This is a genomic window from Reichenbachiella agarivorans, from assembly GCF_025502585.1.
Taxonomy (GTDB): Bacteria; Bacteroidota; Bacteroidia; order Cytophagales; family Cyclobacteriaceae; genus Reichenbachiella; species Reichenbachiella agarivorans.
In genome coordinates, this window is sequence record NZ_CP106679.1 from 354,843 (window position 1) to 379,973 (window position 25,131).

Sequence of the window (25,131 nt, forward strand, 5' to 3'; positions counted from 1 at the left end):
GTTCATACTCTATAAAAATATCGTCCTAATATTTCTCATATCGCTTTCATGAGCCACCCATCAGTATAATTCATAGAACAAAACACCTACCTCATTTGACCAATATGCACTTCAAACATCGATTTGACTCATGATTTATGTTCTATGAATCATAAGTCATATCACTCTTTTTCATTTTCCACCAATATTGTAAAGAGAATGACGAAAACTCATCGTGTCAAGACGATACATGTTAATTGAATCAGTTGGACACTAAGAGCAATTCGATCAAGAAGCAATGATTATGGAATGAACATGCATATCAAGTACAAACTATCTTGTATACCTCATTTCACATCACAGGTGCTTCTCACCTTCATAGAGTCAAATTCAAGATCACGCTAGAAGGAACACATTAAAGAACAAATAATAGATCGCACAAATGAATAACGGAGTATTGTGGGGGATAGATCTGGGGGGAACCAAAATCGAAGGAGTAATCCTCGATACGTTGAATCAAAACAAGATTCTATTCAGAGAGCGCGTACCTACAGAAGCCAGCAAAGGATACACTCATGTACTCAATCAAGTCAAGCATTTGTTTGATTCCATGGTAGCTCATCAGGGCACACCTCCTACCACATTAGGTATCGGGACACCGGGGACTTTGATACCTAGCACTGGACTCATGAAAAACAGCAACGCTGTGGCACTCAATGGCAAACCCATGAGAGATGATCTTTCGCAACTGTTAGATATACAAATAGAAATGGCCAATGACGCCAACTGTTTTGCATTGGCAGAAGCCAAATTGGGAGTAGTGAAGGAACTCTACCCAGAGGCAAAAGTCGTATTTGGAGTGATATTGGGGACAGGTGTCGGAGGCGGTCTAGTTGTGAATGGTCAAGTAATCAATGGTCATCATAGCATTGGCGGAGAGTGGGGTCACAGTTTGCTTCCAGGATTTGAGGGTCGTCAGTGTTTTTGTGGCAAAACAGGAGACAACGAGAGTATCCTGTCAGGACCATCACTAGAATGGTACTACCATCAACAGACTGGCGTACAAAAGGAACTAAAGGAAATCGTCGCATTGGCAAGATCCAAATCTGACCATGTAGCTGTACAAACTCTACAAAGACTCACATCTGGTTTTGCACAAGCGATCAGTGTGGTGATTAATATCATAGATCCAGATGTGATAGTCATAGGTGGTGGTGTAGGCAACATCGATGAACTGTACTCCGATGGACGTGCAGCAATCAATCAACACATGTTTAACCATGATTTTCAAGCAGCCATGGTCAAACCTGCACTAGGTGATAGTGCGGGAGTATTTGGAGCTGCCTTTTTAACAGAGAACTAACATCAGATAATAAACATCTTGCTCCGAAAAGATTAAAAACCATAGAAGAGCATAAAACAATACATATGAAAAATCACATTTTAACAATCGTCCTAGTCGGACTTATCGGTATGGGGTGCCAACAAAAGCAAAAGGAAGCTTTTGATATCGACAAACAGCTCGATTATTGTGTCTCACAAGCTCAAAAAACGCTTCAACTCATTCCCGATGATTCTGCTTCTATACCAAGAAATATCCCCAACGGCGCAAAGGATTGGACGTATGTTGAATACAGAGATTGGACGAGTGGTTTTTGGCCAGGTACACTTTGGTATCTGTATGAATATACGGGAGCGCAAAACCTAAAAGAGGAAGCAAATCAGTTTACTCAATATCTGAAACCACTTTCAGTAGAACCCGCCACAGATCACGACTTGGGATTTCAAGTATTTTGTAGTGCAGGCAACGGATACCGTCTGACAAACAACCCGGCCTACAAAGAAATGATCCTCAAATCATCAGACACACTCGCTACACTCTACAACCCAGTAGTAGGTACAATTCTGTCTTGGCCTGTCAAGACAGAATATCCTCACAACACGATCATTGACAACATGATCAATCTAGAAATGCTGTACTGGGCAGCAGAAAATGACGGAACACCCGCATTGAAAGAAATTGCTGTGACACATGCAGACAAAACCATGAATAATCACTTCCGTGACGATTTTTCGGCATATCACGTAGTGATCTACGATACTATCACTGGAGAAAAAATCAAAGGCATCACCCACCAAGGGTATGCTGACGAAACCATGTGGGCTAGAGGACAAGGTTGGGCGATATATGGCTATACCATGATGTACCGAGAGACAAAAAAGCCAGCGTATCTCAAAATGGCACAAAACACGGCACGCATCTATTTGGATAGGTTGCCTTCAGACATGATCCCTTACTGGGACTTTGACGCGCCAGGCATCCCTGATGCACCTAGAGATGCATCAGCAGCAGCGATAGTTGCTTCGGCATTATTAGAATTGTCCTTGTATAGTGAAGAGGCACTGTCAAATGAATATGTGTCTAAGGCCACGGCCATGTTGGAAGAATTGTCCAACAACTACCAGAGCAGGAATAAAAATACTGCATTTCTGATGCATTCTACAGGTCACCACCCCAATGGGTCTGAAATCGATGCTTCTATCATCTATGCAGACTATTATTATGTAGAGGCACTTTTGAGACTGAAAAAACTACAACAAGGAGAACCAATAGTAAATTCTGTATTGGCTAGTTTCCTTCCTAAGAGTAATAAATCATAAATTAGATATTGGCAGAATTAAATTCTACCAAATCAAACCCACAAAAGCATGAACAAAAGACTTATTTATTACTCCATAGTCGTCGCGATGGCGGGCTTTCTCTTTGGATTCGATACGGTCGTGATCTCTGGAGCCAACCTACCTATCAAAGAACTGTGGCAAACCTCTGAATGGTTTCATGGCACTTTTATCATGTCCATGGCTTTGTGGGGGACTGTCATCGGAGCATTGATAGCAGGGTTTCCTACTGACAAATTTGGTAGAAAAAACACCCTTATTGGTATTGGAGTTCTATACTTCGTATCGGCCATTGGATCAGGATTAGCGACTGACCCCTACATGTTTTCATTTTTCAGATTCATAGGGGGGCTAGGTGTAGGCATCTCTTCGATCGCCGCACCTACCTACATCTCTGAGATATCCTCAGCCAACAACCGCGGAAAACTGGGTGCTCTGTATCAATTCAACATCGTGTTTGGTATACTGATCGCTTTCATCTCCAACTACCTACTCAAAGGAGTCGGTGGAGCCAATGACTGGCGATGGATGCTTGGGATCGAGGGATTGCCAGCGATTATTTACACAGTCATGGTATTTGGTATTCCCAAAAGCCCAAGATGGCTGGTATTGCACAAAAATGATGAGGCTGCAGCACTAAAAGTATTGCAAAAAACCTCGACCGCAGAAGAAGCTCAAGCAATCTTGGTTGACATCAGATTGGATCAAGAACAAACGAAGGACGATGTATCGAGTGTATTCTCCAAAAAATACAAGGTATCCTTACTGCTGGCCTTTTTGATTGCTTTTTTCAATCAATTGTCAGGCATCAATTTCATCCTCTACTATGCTCCAGAGATACTAGAAAAAGCAGGATTTGCCACATCTGATTCTCTGTTTAGCTCCATAGCCATCGGGTTGGTCAATCTGATATTCACCATCGCAGGGATGTACCTGATCGACCGAGCAGGAAGAAAGCAACTCATGTATATAGGTTCGTTTGGCTATATCATTAGCCTTTTGATGGTCGCCTATGGCTTCTACACCGAAGCTACCGCCAGCTTCAAACTTGCCTTCATTCTCCTGTTCATTGCATCACATGCCATAGGACAAGGTGCAGTGATATGGGTGTTTATCTCCGAGATATTCCCCAACAGGGTACGGGCTTATGGACAAGCTTGGGGCTGTGGCATCCACTGGGTATTTGCAGCATTGATCACCTTATTTGGTGCAGTATTGATTCATGTATTCGAACCATGGATGATCTTCGCGCTATTCGGTGGCTTGATGGTATTGCAGCTTGTTTTTGTACATTTCATGATGCCTGAAACCAAAGGAAAGTCACTCGAACAACTTGAAAAAGAATTAGTTAAATAATAGTAGTAAATGCCTGAAGTCAAGTAATAATCAATCGTAGATTAAGTAATTAGTTTTAGTGTTTGGTAATAGTTTGAATTAAGATTAATTATTTGAGGACAGGTAATAGGTGGGTTACTTCTCTTGGGAAGTTTCCCACCTTTTTTATCCCCCTTAGCTAAAACAGTCTCGTCGTACCTGCCTTTGCAGGCAATAAAATTGTCGTGCTTCTTCAATCTTTGTTTCTTCCAGTCAGTACAAAAAAAGAAGTCGGACATTGCCGACTCCTCTTCTATATCTACAACAGATTTTTCTCCCTACCTGCTTTTGATGTATTGATTACTCCTTAACTAATCTAAGAGTTTTACTGTCATTTGCTCCTTCTAATTTGAGCAGATAGATGCCAGCACTGTATTGTTTTACGTCTATGGCCAATTCTTCGACGGCTGGATCAAAGACATCTCGTTGAAGCATGCCTCCCCTCACATCAAAAAGCATATAGCTGCTAAATCCTTTGTCCTTGACTAGGATTTTAAAAGTCTCCATCGCAGGATTAGGATATATTGTCAATTCGTTTGTCAATATACTTGGGTCTACGGTCTCCTGACTGACTACTCTGGCGCTGCTTACATTGTCAAAGCGCCATTGTTGGTTTTGATTGGTGCTGCTAGACGCCCATAAATACACGTTTTGATTTATTGCGCCTCCATTCCCTCCGTCAATAGAAAAGTTGGTGCCACGTTTTTGTAATCTGTAGTGTCCATTGCCTGCATCTATTTTTTGCCACTGTTGAGCATAATTACTTGACGAACACGTCTTTAGAGTCACATCTTGTCCATTGGATCCTCCACTCCCTCCATCAAGGCATACTGTAGTGTTTAGTTTTTGATAAGAATAATAACCCCCACCACGATCGATCTCAGTCCAAGTCAGGTTGGCATGTTGTACATAAGTATAGAGCTCAACTGACCTACCTACCACTGCACCTACTCCACCGTCGATGGCGTAGTTTGTTGCGTTTCGTTTGACGAGCTGAAAATCCCCTCCAAACGAAGGACAGTTTGACGAACTGCTAATGCTGTTGTTGGATCCGCTATTGGTTACTGTACCACAAGACTCCCCTGTTATATAGTTCGTGCCTGATGCTATGACAATCGGATAGTTTGTGAAGTTTTCTATATCTACATGATAACCTGAATGATTATTCTGCGATGCGTTACTTCCATTCAAGAAACGAATGTTTTTGTGATCACCACCCATTTGTATTTTTAGGTTTTGATTCACTGTGGCTTCAGAACTCCTCAGCGTAACATTGGAATAATCACTCCCAATGTATGCCACACTTTTACTCCCGTTGTAGTACGCATCTACCGCAGGGATAATCGTGATGTCCGCATGAAAGCCATTATCATTGTCATAAGTGCTTTGATATACAGGGCCAAATGCCGCATCGGCTCTACAATTGACCACATTTCCTGAGCCAATTGCATATCCCTGCTCACAGCCAATGATCGTACATCCTTCGACGTATTTGGTTCCAGTAGCATGTGCCAGCGTCACTCCTGTTCTCATGTATTTGACTGTGCAGTTGAGCACAGTAGGATTAGAGGTACCTCTTTCATATCCGACACCATTGATGACTGTCTCTCCTGCATTGTAGGCGCGGATTCCACCTTCACCCAAACTCATCATGTATCCCGCAGGAAGTTTATATCCCCAGACGGTCATGAAATCCACGTTATCCGCTGGTGAACCTGTGCCTTCCTCGTCCAACATATCATCGGTAGTCCGCATTTCACCTTCTACATTGCACCCTTCGACCGTAGGGTTGCTAGCTGCCTGCATAAAAATGGCATGACCATAGGATCTATGAATAAATGTACAATTTTTGACGTGATTAGATTCACCTCTGATCAAACATGCGCTGTGTTTCCTATGAGAAATCACGGGTCCTCCACCCTTGCCAAAAGCATCTCCGTACCCATAGGGATAAGAACCTTTGACTGTCACATGAAAACCCTCGATTCTGTTGCCAGATCCGTCCATGACTAGGTTGCATGCTGACTTGCTTGGGTTGTCATTTACAGAGCCATTATCCACCAATGTTAGATTTTTGAGTACATTGTTGTTGCCTATGATCTGCATTTCATACACGTTGTAGTTACCAAAGGACTGAAACACCGCTGTGGAGACATTGATAGTCACACCTGTAAAATCATAGGTACTGTTGTTTCCCTCAAAGAGAAAAAGAACCTTTGAGATTCTACCCACTACATCGGATTGATCTGAGTACAATCCGTTGGCCACATCCGCTGCGGTGACAGAGTATGTACCTGGAGCCAATTTGACATTGGCATTGTTGTCATCAAGGTATGGCTTCAAAGCACTGAGCGAATAAACTGTCGTCTGTGCATGAGAAACCAATCCAAAAAACATGAGGCATACGGTGGCTTTCATACACCATAGCCAAGTTTGGCTGATTGTAATTTTAGTTTTCATAATTATGCTTTATTTAATTTTAGTTTTTAAGTCTTAGGTATTGGCCAATTGACAAATACCAAAAGTGCGCTAGGACTGAATGATCGGATTGGATCAAAATTCAATCGACTAAAAACACTCACTGATACAAAAGCATATAGTAGGGAGGTAGAAAGAAGGTAGTTACCTTACTATCCAAAAATCTGGTTGTTTGCATTGATCTGATGTTTAAGTAAAGGTTGTGAAACAGCAACAACTACTCTCTGCCATACCATGAACAGAGATAAATAGTTAAACTTCAACTACTCAACCTAATTCGTTGTTGGTTCAATTTCCTCATTTGATCATCCAACTCATATCAACTATCAACCAATATGTGTAAAACAAGGCTCCTTAAAAATGTGACAAATCGCGAAAAAGCAAGCTCTCAATCAAACTGTATAACAAAAAAGGGCCATACCGATGAAACATCGACATGGCCCTTTCTCCACATAATCGCACACAACGATTTTAATCTATTTGTTCGATGAGCATGACGCTCCAGGGACTAATTTTCTGCTCTAGGATCAACTTCCCCTTTTCATCTGCACTCACCAGACTGGTCTTGAGGGTAGATGCAGCCTGCTTCATTACCTTAGCTTGCTCACGTGTAGGAGGCTCTGGTTGTCCCATATTCTGCCAGTAGTGGTAGATATTGCCATGATCTCTGTCCAGTATTTCTATCTTGAACATCGCACCTGGTTTCAGATCAGAAAGCACGATGGATAGATCCTTTGCGCTTCCCTTAGCCATATCTGCATAACTCATGTTGCCTGCAGGTACTGCTCCATTTGCCTCTTTGGGGTAGTTGTATGCCAAGGCCACCACCTTGCCACTACCCGATTTTCTGGTCACAAAAAGATGCTCTTCTTGAGATAGCACTTCATCCCCCAGCTGATGCAGCATACGATAAGCATGATAGGATGGCTTGACGAATCCTTGATAATTGATCATTCCAAAACCACCATGAAAGATACTCGCTGCGCCTCCCTTTTCTTCGAAAATATCTGTAAAGGTCCAAAAAGCCAATGAATGAGTCAATCCGATACAATCCAAATTGGTCTTGACGATATAGGCAGCTGCAGGCAGGAGATCGTGCATCCTGTCACGACTACTTGGACTGGTATTCCACTCTGTGAGGTGAATTTCAGCTTTAGGATAGGCACTTTTTGCTATAGTCGCATTGAGCCACTCCAAATCATCTTTGGTAGACCCAACATATCGAGTCAGTCCCTTGCCTTTGCCTGTCTCTGGATTGAAGGCGTAATCTGTAGGATATGGATGACAACTCACAAAATCGACTGGCAAACTTTCTTTTTGACAAAAAGCCAGAAAATCCTCAATCCATACTCCATGCCATTCCAACGAATTGATGTCATCAGTAGCAAAGAGCGCATCAGAGATACTGCGATCTTCTCGCTGTCCCTTGTATCGATCATCCGGCACAAAATTGCTCGTCGAAGGTCCACCTACTTTTAATTGACTGTTTACCGATTTTACAGCCAGCGCAGACTGCTTGTACAGTTCAAAATATTGTGCTTTGGTTCCATCAAAAAAGCCCCAATCTAAGTTGGGTTCATTCCATACTTCAAAATACCATGTTGATACTTCATCAATCCCATAGCGATCCACGCAGTGTTGGGTAAAAGCCTTGACCAAATCATGCCACATACCAAAAGTTTCTTCTTTAGGTGTCACCCGTGCCTTCCACCAAAACACCGTCTGGCTGCTATCTGCTGCCAATGGCTCTGGAAAAAAGCCCAATTCTACAAAGGGACGTACTTGGAGATCGAGCATGCGATCAAACAAGTCATCAATGTACTGCCAGTTGTAAGTGATCTTTCCGTCCTTTTCGAAGACTGGAAACATATCATCGTGAAAGAGACCATGAAAACGTACATATTCAAACCCACAATCTTGCTGTACTGTTTCGAGTTGCTCCAACCATCCAGCGCGCAATCCCTCATTGGCACGTCCTGCGCCCACACATTTACTCCAATAATGCTCAAATGCCTGCCCTTGGGAAGTAGCACTCACTTTTGTCTTCTTCTGCGCCCATAGCCCTGTCGCCATGAGCACAAGTGTCCATATCAATACTTGTGTCTTTCTATTCATACTTATGTTTATTCTACTACGACGATTTTTTCAAAACTTGTTTCCAATCTAAATTCGACCCAATCTGGGCTATCACTACTGATGATTCCTTGGCGTGCATCTATTTCCTGATCCCCTCGGTATATCTTGATCATTTTGGGATCAAAATCCTTGGTCCTTCTCAGTGACACCACCACAGGTTGATCATTTTGCATCTTCAGTTCACGACCATCACGCTCCAAACTCACTGTTGCAGGTATTCCCGTAGTGATTACTTTCACCTCTTGGTTTTCGAAACGTGTGATTCCTGATAGAAACACAAAATCAAAATCAGCATGCTCCTTGGCACGAACCGTTGACAACAAGCCTTTTTGATAAAATCCTTCTTTCTCAATCACACTAGAAACAGTCTCTCCCACGTGAATAACATCGCGTGTGCCATCTATCAATGCTACTGTGATTTGCTGTGCTCCCAGACGATTGCCGTCAAACTGTATGTCAAGAATCTGATTGGAATCTACCCCTATGTAGGGATTGAAAACTGCCACAAAAGGATCACTCCATGCCGACCCCTGTCGCCTCAGCATAAGCGTCGGTATCTTTGCGTCTAGTAGTTCACTAGGTGCAGTACCTTCAGTGATGGCGTTACATTTGGGTCCGAGGACGGAAAAAACCTGCTGCCCCGTATAGCCCTTGGCCCAAACATCCATGAACTGATCGGGTTTGTTGTCACTTTGGATAGTGAAACGCGCTTTTAGGTCTAACCCTGTTTGTGCTTTTTTCTTATCAGTGAAATAATCATAAGCTTTCAACTCCCCATGCTTTTCTCCCAATTCATCTGTTGGAGTGAGTGTTATTTTTTGACCCTTGGTATCGAGAATATCAAGCGACTGACCTAGGTTGTGATAAAAATAGTCATGTTGTTCCTTTCCTCCGTTGACTTTGCCCGAGCGAAAGATATCCAAGGCATAGCGCTGGCCAGCGGGTGTTTCGATCATGGTGGTCACACGGCGCTGATTGGCCTCTGTCTTTGGCTCAAAAAAAGAAACATCCACGAAGCTAACTTTGTCAAAAAATGCTTGCTCTCCAGACTTGGGGAAACTGCCTTCGAGGGTATATGGATCATAACTGCGCATCGATGCATAGGTAGATACTCCGTCTACCACCACGGTATTGTGGGCGGGAAACTGCGAGTAGTACTCCAAAAAATCAGGATGCCAATAACTCGATCCACGCCCCATATCTGGCCCGAGTACGTAGTTGTTGGCATACAACTCCATCGCGATACCATTGGCATGGGCATGGTTGCCGTAGGAACCCAGCGTAGAGATCATCATGGCGTCCTGCCCTTGGCCCTGACGCTGCACAAACAAACTCACATTGGGGGCATAAAAAGTAGGTGTCACCAGAGATTCACCCTTCTCAATCTCTGATCTCGACAGCAAATCATCTGTGTAAAAAAACAGCTCAAACAATCCACCACCTTTGCGCTGGTAATGTCCTCTATCCATCAAATCATACAATAGTCCACTTATTACCTTTTCTTTGTCCAATTCATCATACTTATGATAATTGGCAATCAGCAGTTCAAAATTGTCGGCAGGCAAAGTATGATGCCCAGAGTCTCCAAACCCCAGAGTGTATCCATTGGGAAACTGATACTGAAAAGCTGCCAATGCGGCCTTTTCCACAATGGGAAAATTTTTCAGTTCATTCTCATGGGTAAAGTTGTCCAACAGCGTCAAAATCTCCAACAAACTAGTAGTCACATGCATGGAATAGGATGGTGATTCAGGCCAAATCCCATTGTCCTGATCGTATATTCGCATAGACTCACGTAGGGCAATTTGCTTCGGTGATGAGATATCAAAGGTGTTTTTGAGATAGTATTGGCGACCCTTTCCATTCTCATATTGGCTATCATCCTCCAGTACGATGGCTATATAGGTAAGAAAACGAGCTTGAAACAAATTCCAATTGTTGTCTGGTACGCCATAAGTGATGATCTGATCCCCCCACTTCTGAAACACAGCCTGTGCATGCGTCAGATTCATCTTGTGATTTTGAAAATAATCATAGAGGAAATCATAGGTCTCAACCAGAGAAACAACGATCCTTTCATGTATCACTTCGAAAGTCGCCAACCCAGAGATGTTTCTCTGGCTGGATGAGTCCAGTACTATGGGGGCATCTCGATAATACATCCCTTCTATGTATTGAAAGAAGACTGGAGTCGCTAATTCTGCGTATTTTTCTTCTCCAGTGAGCCAGTAGAGAAAAGCAGCATCCGCAGCGATCTGCATGATGTGGTCATTGATTTTTTCGATCGAGTGCCCAGACAATGAGGGCTTGATCCATTCCCATGCGCCGTTATCCTTCCTCTGTCTATAGATGCCACGGGCATCGTCTTGATAAGGCTCCACCTCCTCTAGGCTAGGTGTACGGTAGTCTGTCGCCCAATCACGTGTGCCAGAGTAGCGCACAGTCGGTACAGGTGCCTCTCCTGCCGAGTGGTCAAAATCACCCCCTATCAAATAGACCTCCGTGTGCTTCGTATTCCAGTTCATCTGCAATCTGGACAGCAACCAAGTAGAATCTTCTTCTACATAGGCAAGGTATTTTTCCAAATTGCTCTTTTTCTTATCAATGATGGCTCTCTTCCAGCTTACCTCCTTGACAGATGTGACAAAATTGTCCTTCTTGCCATCGTTGACATAAATCCTCGGATGCCCACTGTATTCTTGTTCGGAACTGGAAGTGCATGCGCACATCACCCAAACCATGAAAAAGAATAGTGATAAATGATGATACGTCTTTTTCATATTTGCGTCATATTATTTCAAAGTCTTATGATGAAACCAAAAAGGTCGAAACGTTTCATTACGACCTGTCAGTCGACAGAATATTAGTAGTTAGCAATGGTCACAGTACTGATCGATTTGGCCTGTAAGCTTAGGTTGATAGTTTTATCTCCCATCTTAACGGTACTCGTTTTCACGCTTTCCTCCCCGTTGTAAATAACGAGTACGATGCTACCATCAGACTTTTTGAATGCCAAGTGATTCTCCCCGTCCGACTTGAGGAACTGATCCCCAGGTTGTACAAAGTGTGAGACATGCTTGAAAAGATAGTATTCATCCGTGTACTTCACGGTTTTCGCCTTGCGGTCTATGATTACCATTGAGTTTTGAGGCCATCCCCACGAGCTCATACCAGTTTCGTCCAAGACCATGTTCCAGTACATATAAGAACCAGCTCCTGACCTGAGGTAATGAATAAAAGTCTTCCAAGACCTTTCGAGTGAGGTCCAATCGTTTTCACTTTCTCCACAGATGTTTTCAGTTTGCATGAGTCGAAAATCAGGATATTCTTCATGGACTGTAGCGATGGCTTTAGATCCTCCCCATTGAAAACCTACTCCTGTGAGGTACTTGGCGGTTTTTTCATTGTTGAGAATCGTACGTACATAGTCAGGATTGCTCCAGTTGATCGTCCCGAGCCATATCTCGGTATCCAAACTATCCTGCTCAAACTGTGGTCCGAGATAGCCTCCTATGAAGTAAGACATATCCTCTGCTCGCCAAGTACAGCTGGGCCAGTTGGGAGAGTAGGCAATTTCGTTTTGAGGCATGATCGCAAAAAGTGGCACTCCTGCAGCTTCGTAAGCCTTTACGAATTTAGAGAAGTAGAGCGCATAAGCCTTCAAATAACGCTCCTGCATTTTGAACCCTGTGGCATTGTTGAACATCTGTGCGCCTGGATCCATGCGGTTGCCTCCTTGTCGACCTTCCCAATCTCCTGCCCGCAGGGAGTAGTGCTCATTGACCTTCATCCAAGCAGGAGGAGTCCATGGAGATGCCCACACTTGTAGATCAGGCCTTATTTTGAGGGCTTCTTTGATGTATGGAATCAATATGAAACGATCTCTATCAATATTGAAATCTCGCATCACAAAATCCTCCGCTACATCATTGGAGGAATAATAGCTCAAGGCATAATCACTCGCTCCCAAAGGAATCCGACACATGGAGAAATTAGCTCCTTGCGCTGAAAACATCTCCTTAAATACCTTTTGGTAATCTGTAGTAGGCAGACTGGTCAAGGCTGTCCAACCCAGTTCGTTGAATGCTCCACCGAAACCATCCATAGTTTGCAATGGTAGCTCCGGGTACAGTTTGATGGTACTTTCTACTGTCCCTTCTGATTGAGCGATGAATTTCTTAGGCTCTACCCAACGCTTGCTCTCCGTAGTATAGACCATATCTATGTTTTGTGCTGCTGAGATTTGTACAAGTAACATACTCATCCCCAAAAGCACAATATGCCAAATCATTTTGTTGTTTTTTTTCATATGTTCTTTATCCAAAAAAAATTAATACCAAAAACACTCCGCAATTCCATTCAAAATCTATGACTGCTTTATAAATCATTGTTATTTGAGGGGTTGGGTATGTATGGCTTGATTTCTCATGACCGAAATCTCTGCTTTTGTTTCGCTCATTTTTACCATATCCAGCCCCAATAGATCATCTGTACTTCTGATCTTGGTATCACCTATTTTCAAGATCACATCACCTTCTCGCACACCAAGAGCTTTAGGCTGTCGGTCCATGATTTTCATGACCCACGCACCTTGCATCTCATGTAGCCCTGCTGCAGACTGTTCTGCCATGGTTTCGATGCTTTTGAGTTTCATTCCCATCCAGATAATAGCATTGGGTACGGTATTCTCGCCTTGGTACTCTGGATCTATTATAGGTACTTCGGGGGTTTTGGCCAAAGCCTTCAAGGCAGGAATTTGTACACCAAACGCATCCATCGGGAAATTCTGAAAGCCTACTTTCAAAGCAGGTGAATCGTCCCCAACCTCAAAATTCAACTGTGTCGGATCCAAGAACAATGGATCCCCGAATACACTGGCCGAATCTACACCTTTGGTGAGGGAGAGCTGTAGGGCATCTTCGTTGGTAAACAGGTTGTGATCCACTTGCTGACCCCAACCACGCATCCCCACGTCTTGATGGGATTTCATGGTGATATTGTTTCTAAATATGTCCTTGGAGTTGGCAAACCACACATGAGGGTGAAACCCATTGTTGATCATTATGTTGTTTTCGACCACCCGATCAAAGCCTTCGCGCAACTTGATCCCTCCATTGAGGCAGAGATTGTTGTAGATATGGTAGTTGGTAGAGCCATCATCGAGATCTATGTCCCAACCATGATCACAGCGGAAGCGGTTGTTGCGAATCACTGTGGTATGTATTGCATCCCAACCAGTGATCGAGCGATGAGCCAGCGTGAGGCTATCCATGTATTGCCTATTAGGATGCCAAAATCGGTCTCTTCCCCAAGAATTGAACGAACCATGGTCACCTGTCTCCAATACAGTATTGAACACATCGTTGTATTCCAATACATGCCCGCCCCAGGTACCATCACCTATGTTGATACCTGCGCGAGGCACATCGTATATACTGTTGTTGCGGACAGTTATATTCATGGACATGGCGATTTCTACGCCAGCTGTTTGTTTTTCTACTCTACCTATACGGTATATCAGGTTGTTTTCTACTAGACAGTTTTTGGGATAAAAATCATTTTGTGGACCTGATAGGGTATCCATCTCTTGCACAGGTACGAATTCCCCATAACGAAACGCTGGAGAGCGCACTGCTGAAGATTCGCCTACAAAACAAATGGCACTCGCACCACTCTCATGAATGTGATTTTGGGATAAGGTAATGTCACGATTGTATCCACTCACAAAAACCACATTTCCTCCCAGATTGACAAATTCACAATCACTAATGCTACAGTGCTCTGCTCCTGCAACAAACAATGCTCCACCACGGAATATGGACCAGTCACTTCGCAAAAGCTGCTCATACTCGTTCATAAATGTACGTTTGGTATGTTCAAATTTGATTCCTGTGATGACCACATCACGTACAGGCTCTTTTTCATCTCCTTGTATAGAAATCAAATTTTCCAGAACAGTCCCTTCAAATTTGGCAGTTGCCAAATCCAAACCCAGCTCTGGCCAGTAGTATATTTTTTGATTGTCACGATCCAAGAACCACTCACCTGGGCTGTCGAGTTCTTCTAGGACATTTTCGACCATTCGATACTGCTCATGTGGACGAGAGGGGCGATTGTTTTGCTGCCCACCAGCCAATATCGCATTTCCAGTGCTATCCACACCGGTGATTTCAAAGTGAAACCCTCCCCACTTGCCACTATGCATGGCATGAAAGTAGGCTCCCTCTGGATGTTGCCAAGTCTGGATTCGCTCTGGTGATATGGCATCAGCAGCATGACCCTGCCAGTAACCTCCCTCCTCGGAGTAGTTAGGGTAGCGAGCCAAAATTTGTAGCTTTCCATTGGCCAAAAATTGATCAAAATTTATGTTTTGATTCAAAGACGCAACAACTATGCTGTCACCGTGATTTTTCCAATCTAGATCCAAAGGAACAGAACCTTTGAGTACGACTTGGTCACTGCCCTTGCCTTTCAGTGTCAATCCACTCAGCAACGGAGATATGAGAATAGGTGAAGATAAATAGTATTCGCCTGGCTCCATCTCAATGGTCAGGGCAATTGGGGTGCTTGCAGATTTGATTTGTTCTGCCCGAGCTATTGCTTGAGCAAGGGTAGGAAATGGTTTCTCCTTGGAGCCATCTGCGTCCTGTGGACCACTGACATCTACAAAGATTTGAACAGAGGGCTGTTCACAGCCAGACAATATAGACACCCATCCCAGCAACAGCAGGGCGCAATAACAAATAGTCTTCTTCATATCTCGATTGGAGAATATACCGATTGCCCAAATGAGCAATCGGTAACACATCATTTAACTAATTACAGTTCTTACAATTCTATCTTGATGACCGTAGCAGATGAGTCCAATGCACTAGTAGGTAAAACTACCTGAGATTGTTCTACATCCCATTCTAACTCCACCCCAGGATCAGCTAGCAATGACATTTTGCTAGGTTTGATGTCGGTATTGATCGCTAGACGGCCATTGGCTGGCCACTCGAATATGTGCGCATAGATCACACCATCTTTGGCAGTATATCTTCCCCACTCTGGTCTGTCGTATGGACTTGCTTTTGCACCATAGATCGACTCACCGTTGACCTTGGTCCACTTGCCCATGTCGGCCAGACGTTCTACACTTTCTTGTGGGAATAAACCTTGTGGATCGGGCCCTATATTGAGTAGAAAGTTTCCTCCTTTGGATACTATGTCCACGAGGTTCTGAATGAGGACTTCACTACTCTTCCAGTTGGTGTCAGACGGCTTATACCCCCACGAACCATTCATTGTCATGCACGATTCCCAATCTGCATCGATACCAGTAGCGGGGATTTCTTGCTCTGGCGTACCAAAGTCTCCCGCATAATTGCCTTCCATATCCATCCCTTCCATGCCATTACGACCTTTGTCTACACGGTTGTTGACGATGGTGCGTGGCTGCATCTCTAGGATCATATTGTACATCTCTTTGCCCATCTCAGTGGTGTAATCTGGAATCCAATCTCCATCAAACCATACCACACCTATATCACCATACTTAGTCAAAAGCTCTCGTACTTGTGGTTTTAGATAGTTTTCATAATATTTTGGAAACTCTGGATTAAAGGCTGTGGAGTCCTTTTGTCCCACATTGTAATTAGGATACAAGGGTGCCTGTGCCTCTGGGTGATGCCAATCTACTATAGAGTGATAGAAGCAAAATTTAATTCCACCTTTTTTACACGCCTCTGCCAGTTCCTTGACAATGTCACGCTTGAATGGCGATGCTTCCATGATATCATAGTCTGTCACCTCAGAATCCCATAGACAAAAACCATCGTGGTGTTTGGAGGTCAATACGATGTACTTCATACCTGCGTCTTTGGCCATAGCCACCCAAGCGTCTGCATCAAATTTCGTTGGATTAAACTGAGCAACTACTTCTTTTTCGTAGTCTTCGATGGTATAATCCAATTTGTCCATAATCCACTCAGCCCCTCCTTTGCAGATTTCACCGTTGCGTTCACCACCAGGCACTGCATAGGCCCCCCAGTGGATAAACATGCCAAAACCTGCATCGCGCCACCACTGCATTCTTTCATCATCACTGATGACAACTGGTTCTTCAATGATCACTTTTTCTTCCTTAGCTTTTTGCTGACACGCTGCCCCAAAAAGCACCAAGGCTACCCATAGATAATTCGCTACTTTCTTCATTCAACTTTACTATTTAGTATATACTTTAAAATCTTTGTACCTCCCAGAACGGGTAAACATATGCCGCAATCCTATTCGTCCCTCGACGACTGGCTCAAAACCTGTCAGATCCCATTGGTATAATTTTTCCTTTTCATCTCCCTCTACCTTCAGAAAGAGCTTTCCATCTGTTTTGACCCAAGTCATGTGGTAGGTGATACCAGGAAGAAACAACTCAGTCTTATCAAAAGACGGTGGCACCTCGGTCTCTCCAAAGGTTTCTTTGCTCTGAGCAGGGTACTTTCGTACTCGAATATAGTCATTGGTCGGGTCTTCATTGACCATCGGAAAAGCCGCATAGCTGATGTGGATTGTATTCATATTGAGCCAATATTTGCTCATAGTCGGAACTTTACGATAGTCATTCCACTCAGTAATATCTTTGCTAAATTGCCCCTCACCAGTGCCTGTGGCTTGAATAAATAGTATATTGACATTGACTACCTGCTCATCTGTCCGCGTAAAATCGTACTCAATCTTCACGTCCCCCTCAAAGGACTGTTTGGTCCACAATACAGCATGATGAGCATCATTTCTGTTGATTGGACCTGCCGAAAAATCCATTCCGCTATCCGAATTTTCAACCGTTGCGATCTCACCGTCCAAAAACCAATGTGTACGCCAGTCATCGGTACATGGATCTACTAATGCCAACTCCCATTCAGTATCCGCATCGAATTTTTCAAAATCATCTTGTGGTTTGGTCTTGCAAGCCCACATCCCTGCGGACAAAGCTAAAATTGTGATCAATATTTGTTTGTTCATTGTCAATTCTTTCATTTCAATGGAATCACCATGTTCCATGTTTTGCTACCGTTTTTGAATCCTCCAGGTCCATCCATCGTAGCGAAAAATATATGGGTAGGCTCTCCCTCTTCTACCAATACAAATGGACGCTCTAACTGCCCTTGCTGAATGATCTTACCATTGTCCCATTTCACTGTTTTGGTATAGGCCTGAGGATTTTGATCTACTACCCAAGTGAGCCCATCTTTAGAGTGCGCAAGTAATCCATCTCCTGCTTCTCCAGTGATTCTCCCTCGTTGATCTTTGGCCACCATGTGATAGCCATGGCGGTCAGACCACAAATGTGGGTCTTCAATCTCACCAAAATTTTGTTCTGAAAAAAGCGGCTCGTCACCCATCACCACATAGGGTCCTTTGTAAGACGGCGCTGTAGCTACACTGACACTCATGTCACCATGTGAAATCTCATCAGATTGGTATCCCCTACCCTTAAAAAGCAACACTACGCTACCATCATCTTTGATCAATGGAGATGGGTTGGATGTCAAAAAGCTATAGAATGTATCTGGCTTGACATCTAGGATAGGGGCTTCCAATCGCTCCCAAGGGCCGTATGGACTTTTAGCAGTAGCAATGCCTATGCGTTTTCTCCAGCGACCTGCGATGCACCATTTGCTATCTAGGGTAAACTCATCTACATTTTGTGTTGTGACTTCTTCAAACGGATGTGTAGAGCCCATGTAGTATAGGATGTAAGTATCCTTGTACTTCACCACTTTGGGGTTATGACTAGATCTACCGTCCCAGTATTGCGCCCCTCTTGCCCCGAGTGCTACATCACTGAAGCGATAGGGACCCTCGGGCGTTTCTGAGACGGCATGTACTATCTCAGAAGCTATCATCCACCCTGGATGAAATGGCAAATATTGAGGCCATCTCGATACATACATATGGTACAGATGGTCTTCGCCTTTGATTACAGAACTACCCCACACCCAGTAACCCTCCTGTTGAAAACCTCCATTTGTTGGTGCTTCTCTTAGATTGGTCATCATGGTATTTTGTCCAAAACAGTGAGTGGTCAAAATAGCCAATAAGAGTACCAGGTTTAATATAATCTTCATGTTAGTCTTTCTGCAAATAGATTGTTGCATTCTGCATGGCAAGTTCAAAAATTTATACCATCGAGCATATAAATAATGAGTCTGATGAGATAACTATTGGTTCATACAGCCTGTCGCCAAACCAAAAACCTCATTTAAATACATATACTACCAAATCTAGTTACCGAAAGATAAGCCCATCATTGGAGAGGTACAGGATGTGGATATGCTAAATAAACTTTTATGGGAGGAAAATAATCAGAGACTACTCACTCCATAAAATGCAGAAGCCTTGATTGACATCAAGGCTTCTATCCCACTACCGCAGCATTGGGTGGTGATGCGTGAGCATCGTATCAAAATTAACTACAAACTTGACCGTTTGTGCTTCTCAATATTAAAAAAAAATCTTTAGCTCATTTTATCAAGTTGTAATTTCATCTCCTTTGATTTTGCGCAATCTATTCTCAATAGAGACTCTGGTCTATTTTGTAATACTCGTTGCTTGAATTTGGTACGATAAACCAACCTATTTTTTTCTTAATTATTTTTCGACACCAAAACCGATACCTTATAAGCAAAAAACCTCTGGAAATCAATAGATTAACAGAGGTTTATGTGCCAGAGGCGGGACTTGAACCCGCACGACCAGAAGGTCACAAGATTTTAAGTCTTGCGTGTCTACCGATTCCACCACTCCGGCAGTATCATGGAGTATTGTTGTACCCTCAAGCCTATGATAAGAACTGCTTGTACACAAAAAAAGTGTATGCGCGATGCTATTGCACCTTCTCACTCACATACACTCTCACACTCAATTGAGCGAAAGACGGGGTTCGAACCCGCGACCTCCACCTTGGCAAGGTGGCGCTCTACCAGCTGAGCTACTTTCGCGTTGTTATTAGTCCATCTGACTAAATTCGAGTGCAAAGATAGACAGCAATTTTAATTATTCAAGCCTTGGTTTATAAATTTTACGAAGTATTTTCTAAGCAATTGACTATCTGATTTTTCTGATCCAAACTATTTTTTCATCAAGTCCATTTGACGCGACAAGATCAGCCTACTGACTACTTTCTCAAGTACCAAAAGAAACAACACCCCTTCAATCATCAAAAAAATCTCTACAGAAACAATACCCACCAATCCTGAAAAATATGGTTTCACCCAATTTCGTGTCATGTCCAGGTATGATGTCGGATTATCAACTGCTGTCCCTCCTAACATGAATACACAAAGTCCCATGGTAAATACCAACAAGATCAACATCACGATAAGTATTCGCAAATTGGTCTTGCGTTTCTTTCTGAGTACTGCGGCTGACACCACTCTATTTGTGAAATCATCGGTCACCGTTTCTATTGGCAACTGTTTCATCCATTGATCCATTTGATCAAACGACTCGTCTCTTTCCGATAATGAATTGTGTTCTTTCATTTCCTTTGACTTTAATGCACGACAGATTCCAATTCTGTAGGCATGATAACCTTCAATATTTCCCCCAAACGCTTTCTTGCACGATGCAATTTCACCTTTAGGTTGTTCTTATCAAAACCTGAGATGGCTGCCACTTCCTCCATATCCAACTCATCCAGATAGTACAAAGTGATAATCAGCCTATCATCTTGACTCAAACGGCTGATGGCCAAATTGAGATAGTAGTTTCGATCCTTGGTATCTAGTTCAGCTGTTCCTGAGTCTCCCACGAAATCACTGTGACCTTCGCTAATTTCTATTACATCCAACTTTTTCTTTCGCCCACGACTAATCGCCATATTGACTACTATCCTGTAAAACCAGGTCGTAAACTTTGATTCATATTTGAATGAACCCAAGGAGGTGTATGCCTTGACAAAAGCATCATGTGCTATCTCCTCCGCATCCTCCTGCACCAATACGATCCGTTTGGCAATGGTCAATGCGTAGTTTTTATGGCGATTGACCAATATGGTAAAACTGGCTTGGTCGCCTTTCTTGATCTTTTCGATCAGCTCATGATCCGTTATATGGTGACTCACGCTCTGTTGGACGCTTGCTGTTCGAGTCAAGTTACACACAAAAAATATTTCTTTTTGGGTGTAACCGCTACCATATCACTGCTGTCATATGGAGGAAATCAAAAAATCAAAATTATGGACGCAGAAATAATCATTCCAGTTGTACTTTTTACTTCTACAGCAGCAGTTCTCATCGTGATCAGAAAATTCATGAACGACGAACGCTTGGCACTCATTGAAAAAGGCGGTGATGCCAACATCTTTAATCGCAAGGCCATTACCTTCCCGGCCGTGAAAATTGGACTCTTGCTCATCGGCGCAGGCATCGGGATTCTGGTAGGCAATATGATCAGTGTTGCAGGCCTAGTATCTGAAGAAGTAGGTATCTTTTCATGTCTCATGATATTCGGTGGCTTAGGTTTGTTTATATCCTACTTCGTCGAAGAAAAATTTCGCAACAAAGAAGAAAACAAATGATCCCTTTACATAATGGTCACCTAGCCAATATAGTTTGGTGACCATTCATTCTCTTCTAGGATTTAAAGAGATTACCTCCTGTATCCGTACTGCTATCAAATACCCTAATAGCCACTACGTCTGCCTCAGCGGTTTTCTCTCCGAGACAGTAAAAATCACATTTCAAGACTGTTTTCTTCCCTTTGACTTCTATGACTTTGGCTCTCAACTCTACCTGATCGTTGTTGGAAGTAGGTTTAAGGTACTTCACAGATAGCGTCCCAGTAGCGTAGCGATACTCAGGCTGCGAACCTAGCTCTCTCCCTTCGACTTGATATGCATGCGCCATGGCAGTACACATACAGTGGCAGTCTATCAATGTTGCCATTACACCACCATTCATCAGATTGGACCAACCGTGGTATTTTTCTTCGGAGCGCCATAGGCAGACAGATTCCTCTCCTTCCCAGTAGCTTTTGACATGCAGTCCTTGATCATTGTTGATCCCACAACCAAAACATACGTTCTCTGGCATGTAATCCTGAAAGTACTTTTTTTCAAATAGTTTACTCATTGTCGTGTTGGGTTAACTGTTTTTGCTAATTTAAGCGGATTATGACAGAAGAGGCAATGCGACAGAGATACATAATCATGGCAATGGGTGCTATGTTGTTTTTATTTGGCTTTCAAGCCACCGCACAAGACGATACCCTAGATGAAGAACAATACCTTGCTAGCAAACAACTCCTATCCAATGGATGGACGATGATAGACCAAGAACAGTTTGAAAATGCAGTAGATCAGTTCAATCAATCCATCACAATATTTGATGGCAACACAGATGCTTTTGTGGGTAGAGCTACAGCCTTGATGAGATTGGGTCGATTGGCGGATGCCGAAAGAGACATCGAGCAGGCACTCTTGCTATCACCTGATCAGGCAGACATGTATTACTTGGCAGGCAACATCTACTTCAAGATGGACAACTACGAAAAAGCAACAGAAAATTACAGTCTGGCAATCAAAAGCAACTACAGCGCTGAAGTACCTGTCGATATCGTCAACCTCTACTACAACCGTGGAAATGCCTACTTTTCGGCTGGAATGTATAGGTCTGCTATCAATGATTTTTCGAGAGTGATCGAGGAAAAAGAAGATTTTGTAAATGCCTACCACAACCGCGCCCTCGCGTATAAAAACCGTGAAGACTACGAGAGTGCCTGTAGAGATTTTGAAACCGCCGTTTCACTAGGCAGTACCCTCTCGCAAAAGTTCATAGACCGCTATTGCAAATGAAAAAGGAAGAGAAAAACAAGGCTACTGAGGAGCTAAAAAAGAAGCCCAAAACCACAAAACCTGTTGCCCCCCCTGACCAAACCCAGAAAGAGGATGAAGCCAAAGTCGGTCTACCCGATATTGACCTCAAAAAATTCATGGGCTGCGGCGGGTAGAAATTAATAGCACATGATTAAACAACATTTTGTCTAAAGTCTAAGCACTAAAATCTAGCATCTAAATCAATCAGACACGTAAGTTCTCTTTACCCTCTGACTGATGTTCGTGAGAATCTCATAGGGTATAGTCCCTATCCAAGTCGCCAAATCCTTGATGGTCGGGCTGTCACCAAACACCACCACCTCTTCACCAGACTGTACTTTCACATCTGTCACATCGAGCATTGTCATATCCATGCAAATATTACCAATCGTAGGTACCCATTGCCCTTTGATAGACATCTTGCCTACACCGTTGCCAAATGCCCTCAAATAACCATCTGCATATCCAATCGGCACGACAGCTATCTTCATATTCTTCTCTGCAAAGCCCATCCTACCATAACCTATCGACTCCCCTTCTTTGATATTCTTGACTTGTGAGATATGTGTCTTCAGTGTACCTACTATTTGTAGTTTCTTCTCTTCAGATTTGACAGGGTCAAAACCATAGAGTCCTATTCCTAACCTAACCATATCAAAATGAAATTGCTTGTAATTCTCAATCCCTGCTGTATTAGTCAAGTGTCTCATCGGTTTGTACCATAGTGCCGCCATGACTTCTTCACTCATCTCTTCAAATCGACGACCTTGCTGCAAGGAAAACTCCTTGTGGCGAGGATCTTCGCTACCAGCCAGATGACTAAAAATACTCTTGACTTTCAGTTTTTTCTTCAGTTTCAATATCTCAACCAAACGCTTGAGTTCATTTTCTTTGAATCCCAAACGGTTCATTCCTGTTTCCAATTTGATATGGATCGCTGGTATCGCCTCCTCTCCTTCGAAATAGTCCACAAAATCAATCAATTGCTCCAAAGAGTACATTTCAGGTTCCAAATTGTACTCTTTGAAAAACCTGAAAGAATCAGAAGAAGGATTCATAATCATGATGGGTAGATGAATTCCGTTCTTGCGCAACTCCAAGGCCTCATCTGTATAGGCCACTCCCAGATAATCCACCTTGTGAAACTGTAGCAGATTGGCAATTTCAAAATTCCCTCCACCATAAGCAAAAGCCTTGACCATCACCATGATCTTGACTTCTGGTCTCAATTTGGCACGATAATGATTCAGATTGTTGGTCAAACTCTCCATGTTGATCTCTAGAATCGTACCATGCGCCTTGTACTCTAGCCTTTCGACGATCCGTTCAAATTCAAAATCTCTCGCCCCCTTCACCAACACAATTTCATCCTGGACAGCAAAATCTGAGGCCAAAAATGCCGCAGTAGTATCATAAAACTCCGCCTCGGTGTGAAATTGATCTCTCACGCTGGAAATCTCCTTTCCTATGCCGATCAGGCGATGAATCTGTTGATTGCGCAACAGATCGTCGATCCTACTGTATAGATCTGGCAGTGCCAATCCTGTCTGATAAAGATCCGAAAGAATGACCGTCTTTTTCGTTTTTTGATTTTGACGATGCAAAAAATCCAGTGCTACCTCCAAACCATAGAGGTCATTGTTGTAGGTATCGTCTATCACATAAGATCGATTCACAGCCTGCTTCATTTCAAGACGCATTTTTACAGATGAGAGTGTATCGAGTCTGCTCTGAATCACCTCCTGACCAAAGCCCAACACATGAAGTGCCACTGCACAATGAAGGCTATTTTCAACAGAAGCTGGATCAGAAAAACGCAACTTCAAATTCAAAAAATGATGACCAATCTGCACGGTTATCTGATTGCCCTTGCTATCATCAATCTTCCAGGCGACCAATTCTGTCTCTGGAGAAACCGTTTCCTTCAATGCTTGTGCAATTTCGGGATAGGCTTGGGAGTAGATGACCTTTTTACAGTCTTTGAACAATCTGGCCTTTTCATCTGCCTTCTGTTGCAGAGAACTAAAACCAGCATTGTGCGCCTCTCCTATGTTGGTAAAAATACCCAAGGTCGGACGAATGATTTTTTCCAGTCGCTCCATCTCCCCGCTCTCAGAGATTCCTGCTTCGAAGATACCCATGTGGTGGGATTCCGTCATTTGCCACACAGACAGTGGCACGCCGAGCTGAGAGTTGTAGCTCTTTGGACTCTTGACAATGCTAAATTTGTAATCCAGCATCTGAGCCAACCATTCTTTGACGATCGTCTTGCCATTGCTCCCTGTCACTCCTATGACTGGATACGTAAACAGACTCCTGTGATAGGCAGCTACCAACTGCAAAGCAGGCAGTGATTGTCGCACTTCTATCACATTGACATCCGACGGGAGTCTTACTTCCTTTTCTACCACGAAACACCGAACACCCTTGTCATAGGCATCTTGCACAAAGGCATGACCATCATGATTGATTCCTTCGATCGCAAAAAACAGTACCCCCGAGCGGATGGATATATTTCTGGTATCGGTTACCAATTCCTTGATTTCTGCGTCTTTGACTTGATGTGTAATTTTCCCCTTGCACAGTCCCTCCAGTTCGTGAAATTTCATAAATTGCATCCTTTATTTGCT

At 43.2% G+C, this 25,131-nt stretch carries 18 protein-coding genes and 2 tRNA genes; 6 read left to right on the plus strand and 14 right to left on the minus strand.

The window, feature by feature from the left end:
- Positions 1 to 421: 421 nt before the first annotated feature.
- From N6H18_RS01445 to N6H18_RS01455, 3 genes are all read left to right on the plus strand, one after another.
- Positions 422 to 1,342, plus strand: a complete 921-nt coding sequence (locus N6H18_RS01445; RefSeq protein WP_262310069.1) for an ROK family protein — start codon at positions 422 to 424, stop codon at positions 1,340 to 1,342.
- Positions 1,343 to 1,407: 65 nt separating this feature from the next.
- On the plus strand, positions 1,408 to 2,640 hold the full coding sequence (locus N6H18_RS01450) for a glycoside hydrolase family 88 protein (RefSeq protein WP_262310070.1): 1,233 nt from the start codon (positions 1,408 to 1,410) through the stop codon (positions 2,638 to 2,640).
- A 48-nt stretch (positions 2,641 to 2,688) separates the two neighbouring features.
- Positions 2,689 to 4,014 carry a sugar porter family MFS transporter gene (locus N6H18_RS01455; protein WP_262310071.1) on the plus strand — a complete coding sequence of 442 codons (1,326 nt, stop codon included), beginning with the start codon at positions 2,689 to 2,691 and terminating at the stop codon, positions 4,012 to 4,014.
- A 318-nt stretch (positions 4,015 to 4,332) separates the two neighbouring features.
- Here N6H18_RS01455 and N6H18_RS01460 read toward each other — a convergent pair whose 3' ends face one another.
- The 12 genes from N6H18_RS01460 to N6H18_RS01515 form a co-directional block, all read right to left on the minus strand.
- Entirely contained in the window at positions 4,333 to 6,492 is a 2,160-nt protein-coding gene (locus tag N6H18_RS01460) for an RICIN domain-containing protein (RefSeq protein ID WP_262310072.1), read from the minus strand.
- 489 nt (positions 6,493 to 6,981) lie between these two features.
- Positions 6,982 to 8,625, minus strand: coding sequence for a GH39 family glycosyl hydrolase (locus N6H18_RS01465; RefSeq protein ID WP_262310073.1), 1,644 nt, complete (start codon positions 8,623 to 8,625; stop codon positions 6,982 to 6,984).
- Positions 8,626 to 8,633: 8 nt separating this feature from the next.
- The gene (locus N6H18_RS01470) at positions 8,634 to 11,426 is read right to left on the minus strand and encodes a heparinase II/III-family protein (RefSeq protein ID WP_262310074.1); all 2,793 of its coding nucleotides are present in this window, start codon (positions 11,424 to 11,426) and stop codon (positions 8,634 to 8,636) included.
- 83 nt (positions 11,427 to 11,509) lie between these two features.
- Positions 11,510 to 12,937: a glycoside hydrolase family 30 protein gene (locus N6H18_RS01475; RefSeq protein WP_262310075.1), complete on the minus strand. Its 1,428-nt coding sequence runs from the start codon at positions 12,935 to 12,937 to the stop codon at positions 11,510 to 11,512.
- Between the two features lie 99 nt (positions 12,938 to 13,036).
- Positions 13,037 to 15,403: a right-handed parallel beta-helix repeat-containing protein gene (locus N6H18_RS01480; RefSeq protein ID WP_262310076.1), complete on the minus strand. Its 2,367-nt coding sequence runs from the start codon at positions 15,401 to 15,403 to the stop codon at positions 13,037 to 13,039.
- 71 nt (positions 15,404 to 15,474) lie between these two features.
- The gene (locus N6H18_RS01485) at positions 15,475 to 16,842 is read right to left on the minus strand and encodes an alpha-L-fucosidase (RefSeq protein WP_262310077.1); all 1,368 of its coding nucleotides are present in this window, start codon (positions 16,840 to 16,842) and stop codon (positions 15,475 to 15,477) included.
- A 9-nt stretch (positions 16,843 to 16,851) separates the two neighbouring features.
- Entirely contained in the window at positions 16,852 to 17,646 is a 795-nt protein-coding gene (locus N6H18_RS01490; protein WP_262310078.1) for a YesU family protein, read from the minus strand.
- 11 nt (positions 17,647 to 17,657) lie between these two features.
- Entirely contained in the window at positions 17,658 to 18,752 is a 1,095-nt protein-coding gene (locus tag N6H18_RS01495) for a glycoside hydrolase family protein (RefSeq protein WP_262310079.1), read from the minus strand.
- A gap of 598 nt (positions 18,753 to 19,350) precedes the next feature.
- A tRNA-Leu gene (locus tag N6H18_RS01500) sits at positions 19,351 to 19,434 on the minus strand.
- 118 nt (positions 19,435 to 19,552) lie between these two features.
- Positions 19,553 to 19,625, minus strand: a tRNA-Gly gene (locus N6H18_RS01505).
- Between the two features lie 129 nt (positions 19,626 to 19,754).
- Entirely contained in the window at positions 19,755 to 20,168 is a 414-nt protein-coding gene (locus N6H18_RS01510) for a hypothetical protein (protein WP_262310080.1), read from the minus strand.
- A gap of 11 nt (positions 20,169 to 20,179) precedes the next feature.
- Positions 20,180 to 20,749, minus strand: coding sequence for an RNA polymerase sigma factor (locus tag N6H18_RS01515; RefSeq protein WP_262310081.1), 570 nt, complete (start codon positions 20,747 to 20,749; stop codon positions 20,180 to 20,182).
- A gap of 114 nt (positions 20,750 to 20,863) precedes the next feature.
- Between N6H18_RS01515 and N6H18_RS01520 the strand changes: the two genes are divergently transcribed.
- Positions 20,864 to 21,205 (plus strand): DUF6249 domain-containing protein, encoded by a 342-nt coding sequence (locus N6H18_RS01520; RefSeq protein WP_262310082.1) that lies wholly within the window; start codon positions 20,864 to 20,866, stop codon positions 21,203 to 21,205.
- Positions 21,206 to 21,260: 55 nt separating this feature from the next.
- On the opposite strand, the gene N6H18_RS01525 is transcribed toward N6H18_RS01520, so the two are convergent.
- Entirely contained in the window at positions 21,261 to 21,758 is a 498-nt protein-coding gene (locus N6H18_RS01525) for a PaaI family thioesterase (RefSeq protein ID WP_262310083.1), read from the minus strand.
- A 41-nt stretch (positions 21,759 to 21,799) separates the two neighbouring features.
- Here N6H18_RS01525 and N6H18_RS01530 point away from each other — a divergent pair, with 41 nt between their 5' ends.
- The gene (locus N6H18_RS01530) at positions 21,800 to 22,480 is read left to right on the plus strand and encodes a tetratricopeptide repeat protein (protein ID WP_262310084.1); all 681 of its coding nucleotides are present in this window, start codon (positions 21,800 to 21,802) and stop codon (positions 22,478 to 22,480) included.
- A complete protein-coding gene (locus N6H18_RS01535; protein ID WP_262310085.1) occupies positions 22,477 to 22,635 on the plus strand; it encodes a hypothetical protein in 159 nt (52 codons plus the stop codon). The genes N6H18_RS01530 and N6H18_RS01535 overlap by 4 nt, the downstream gene beginning before the upstream one ends.
- Before the next feature lie 66 nt (positions 22,636 to 22,701).
- Here the strand turns inward: N6H18_RS01535 and N6H18_RS01540 are convergent, their stop codons facing one another.
- Positions 22,702 to 25,110 (minus strand): bifunctional UDP-N-acetylmuramoyl-tripeptide:D-alanyl-D-alanine ligase/alanine racemase, encoded by a 2,409-nt coding sequence (locus tag N6H18_RS01540; RefSeq protein ID WP_262310086.1) that lies wholly within the window; start codon positions 25,108 to 25,110, stop codon positions 22,702 to 22,704.
- Positions 25,111 to 25,131 lie beyond the last annotated feature (21 nt).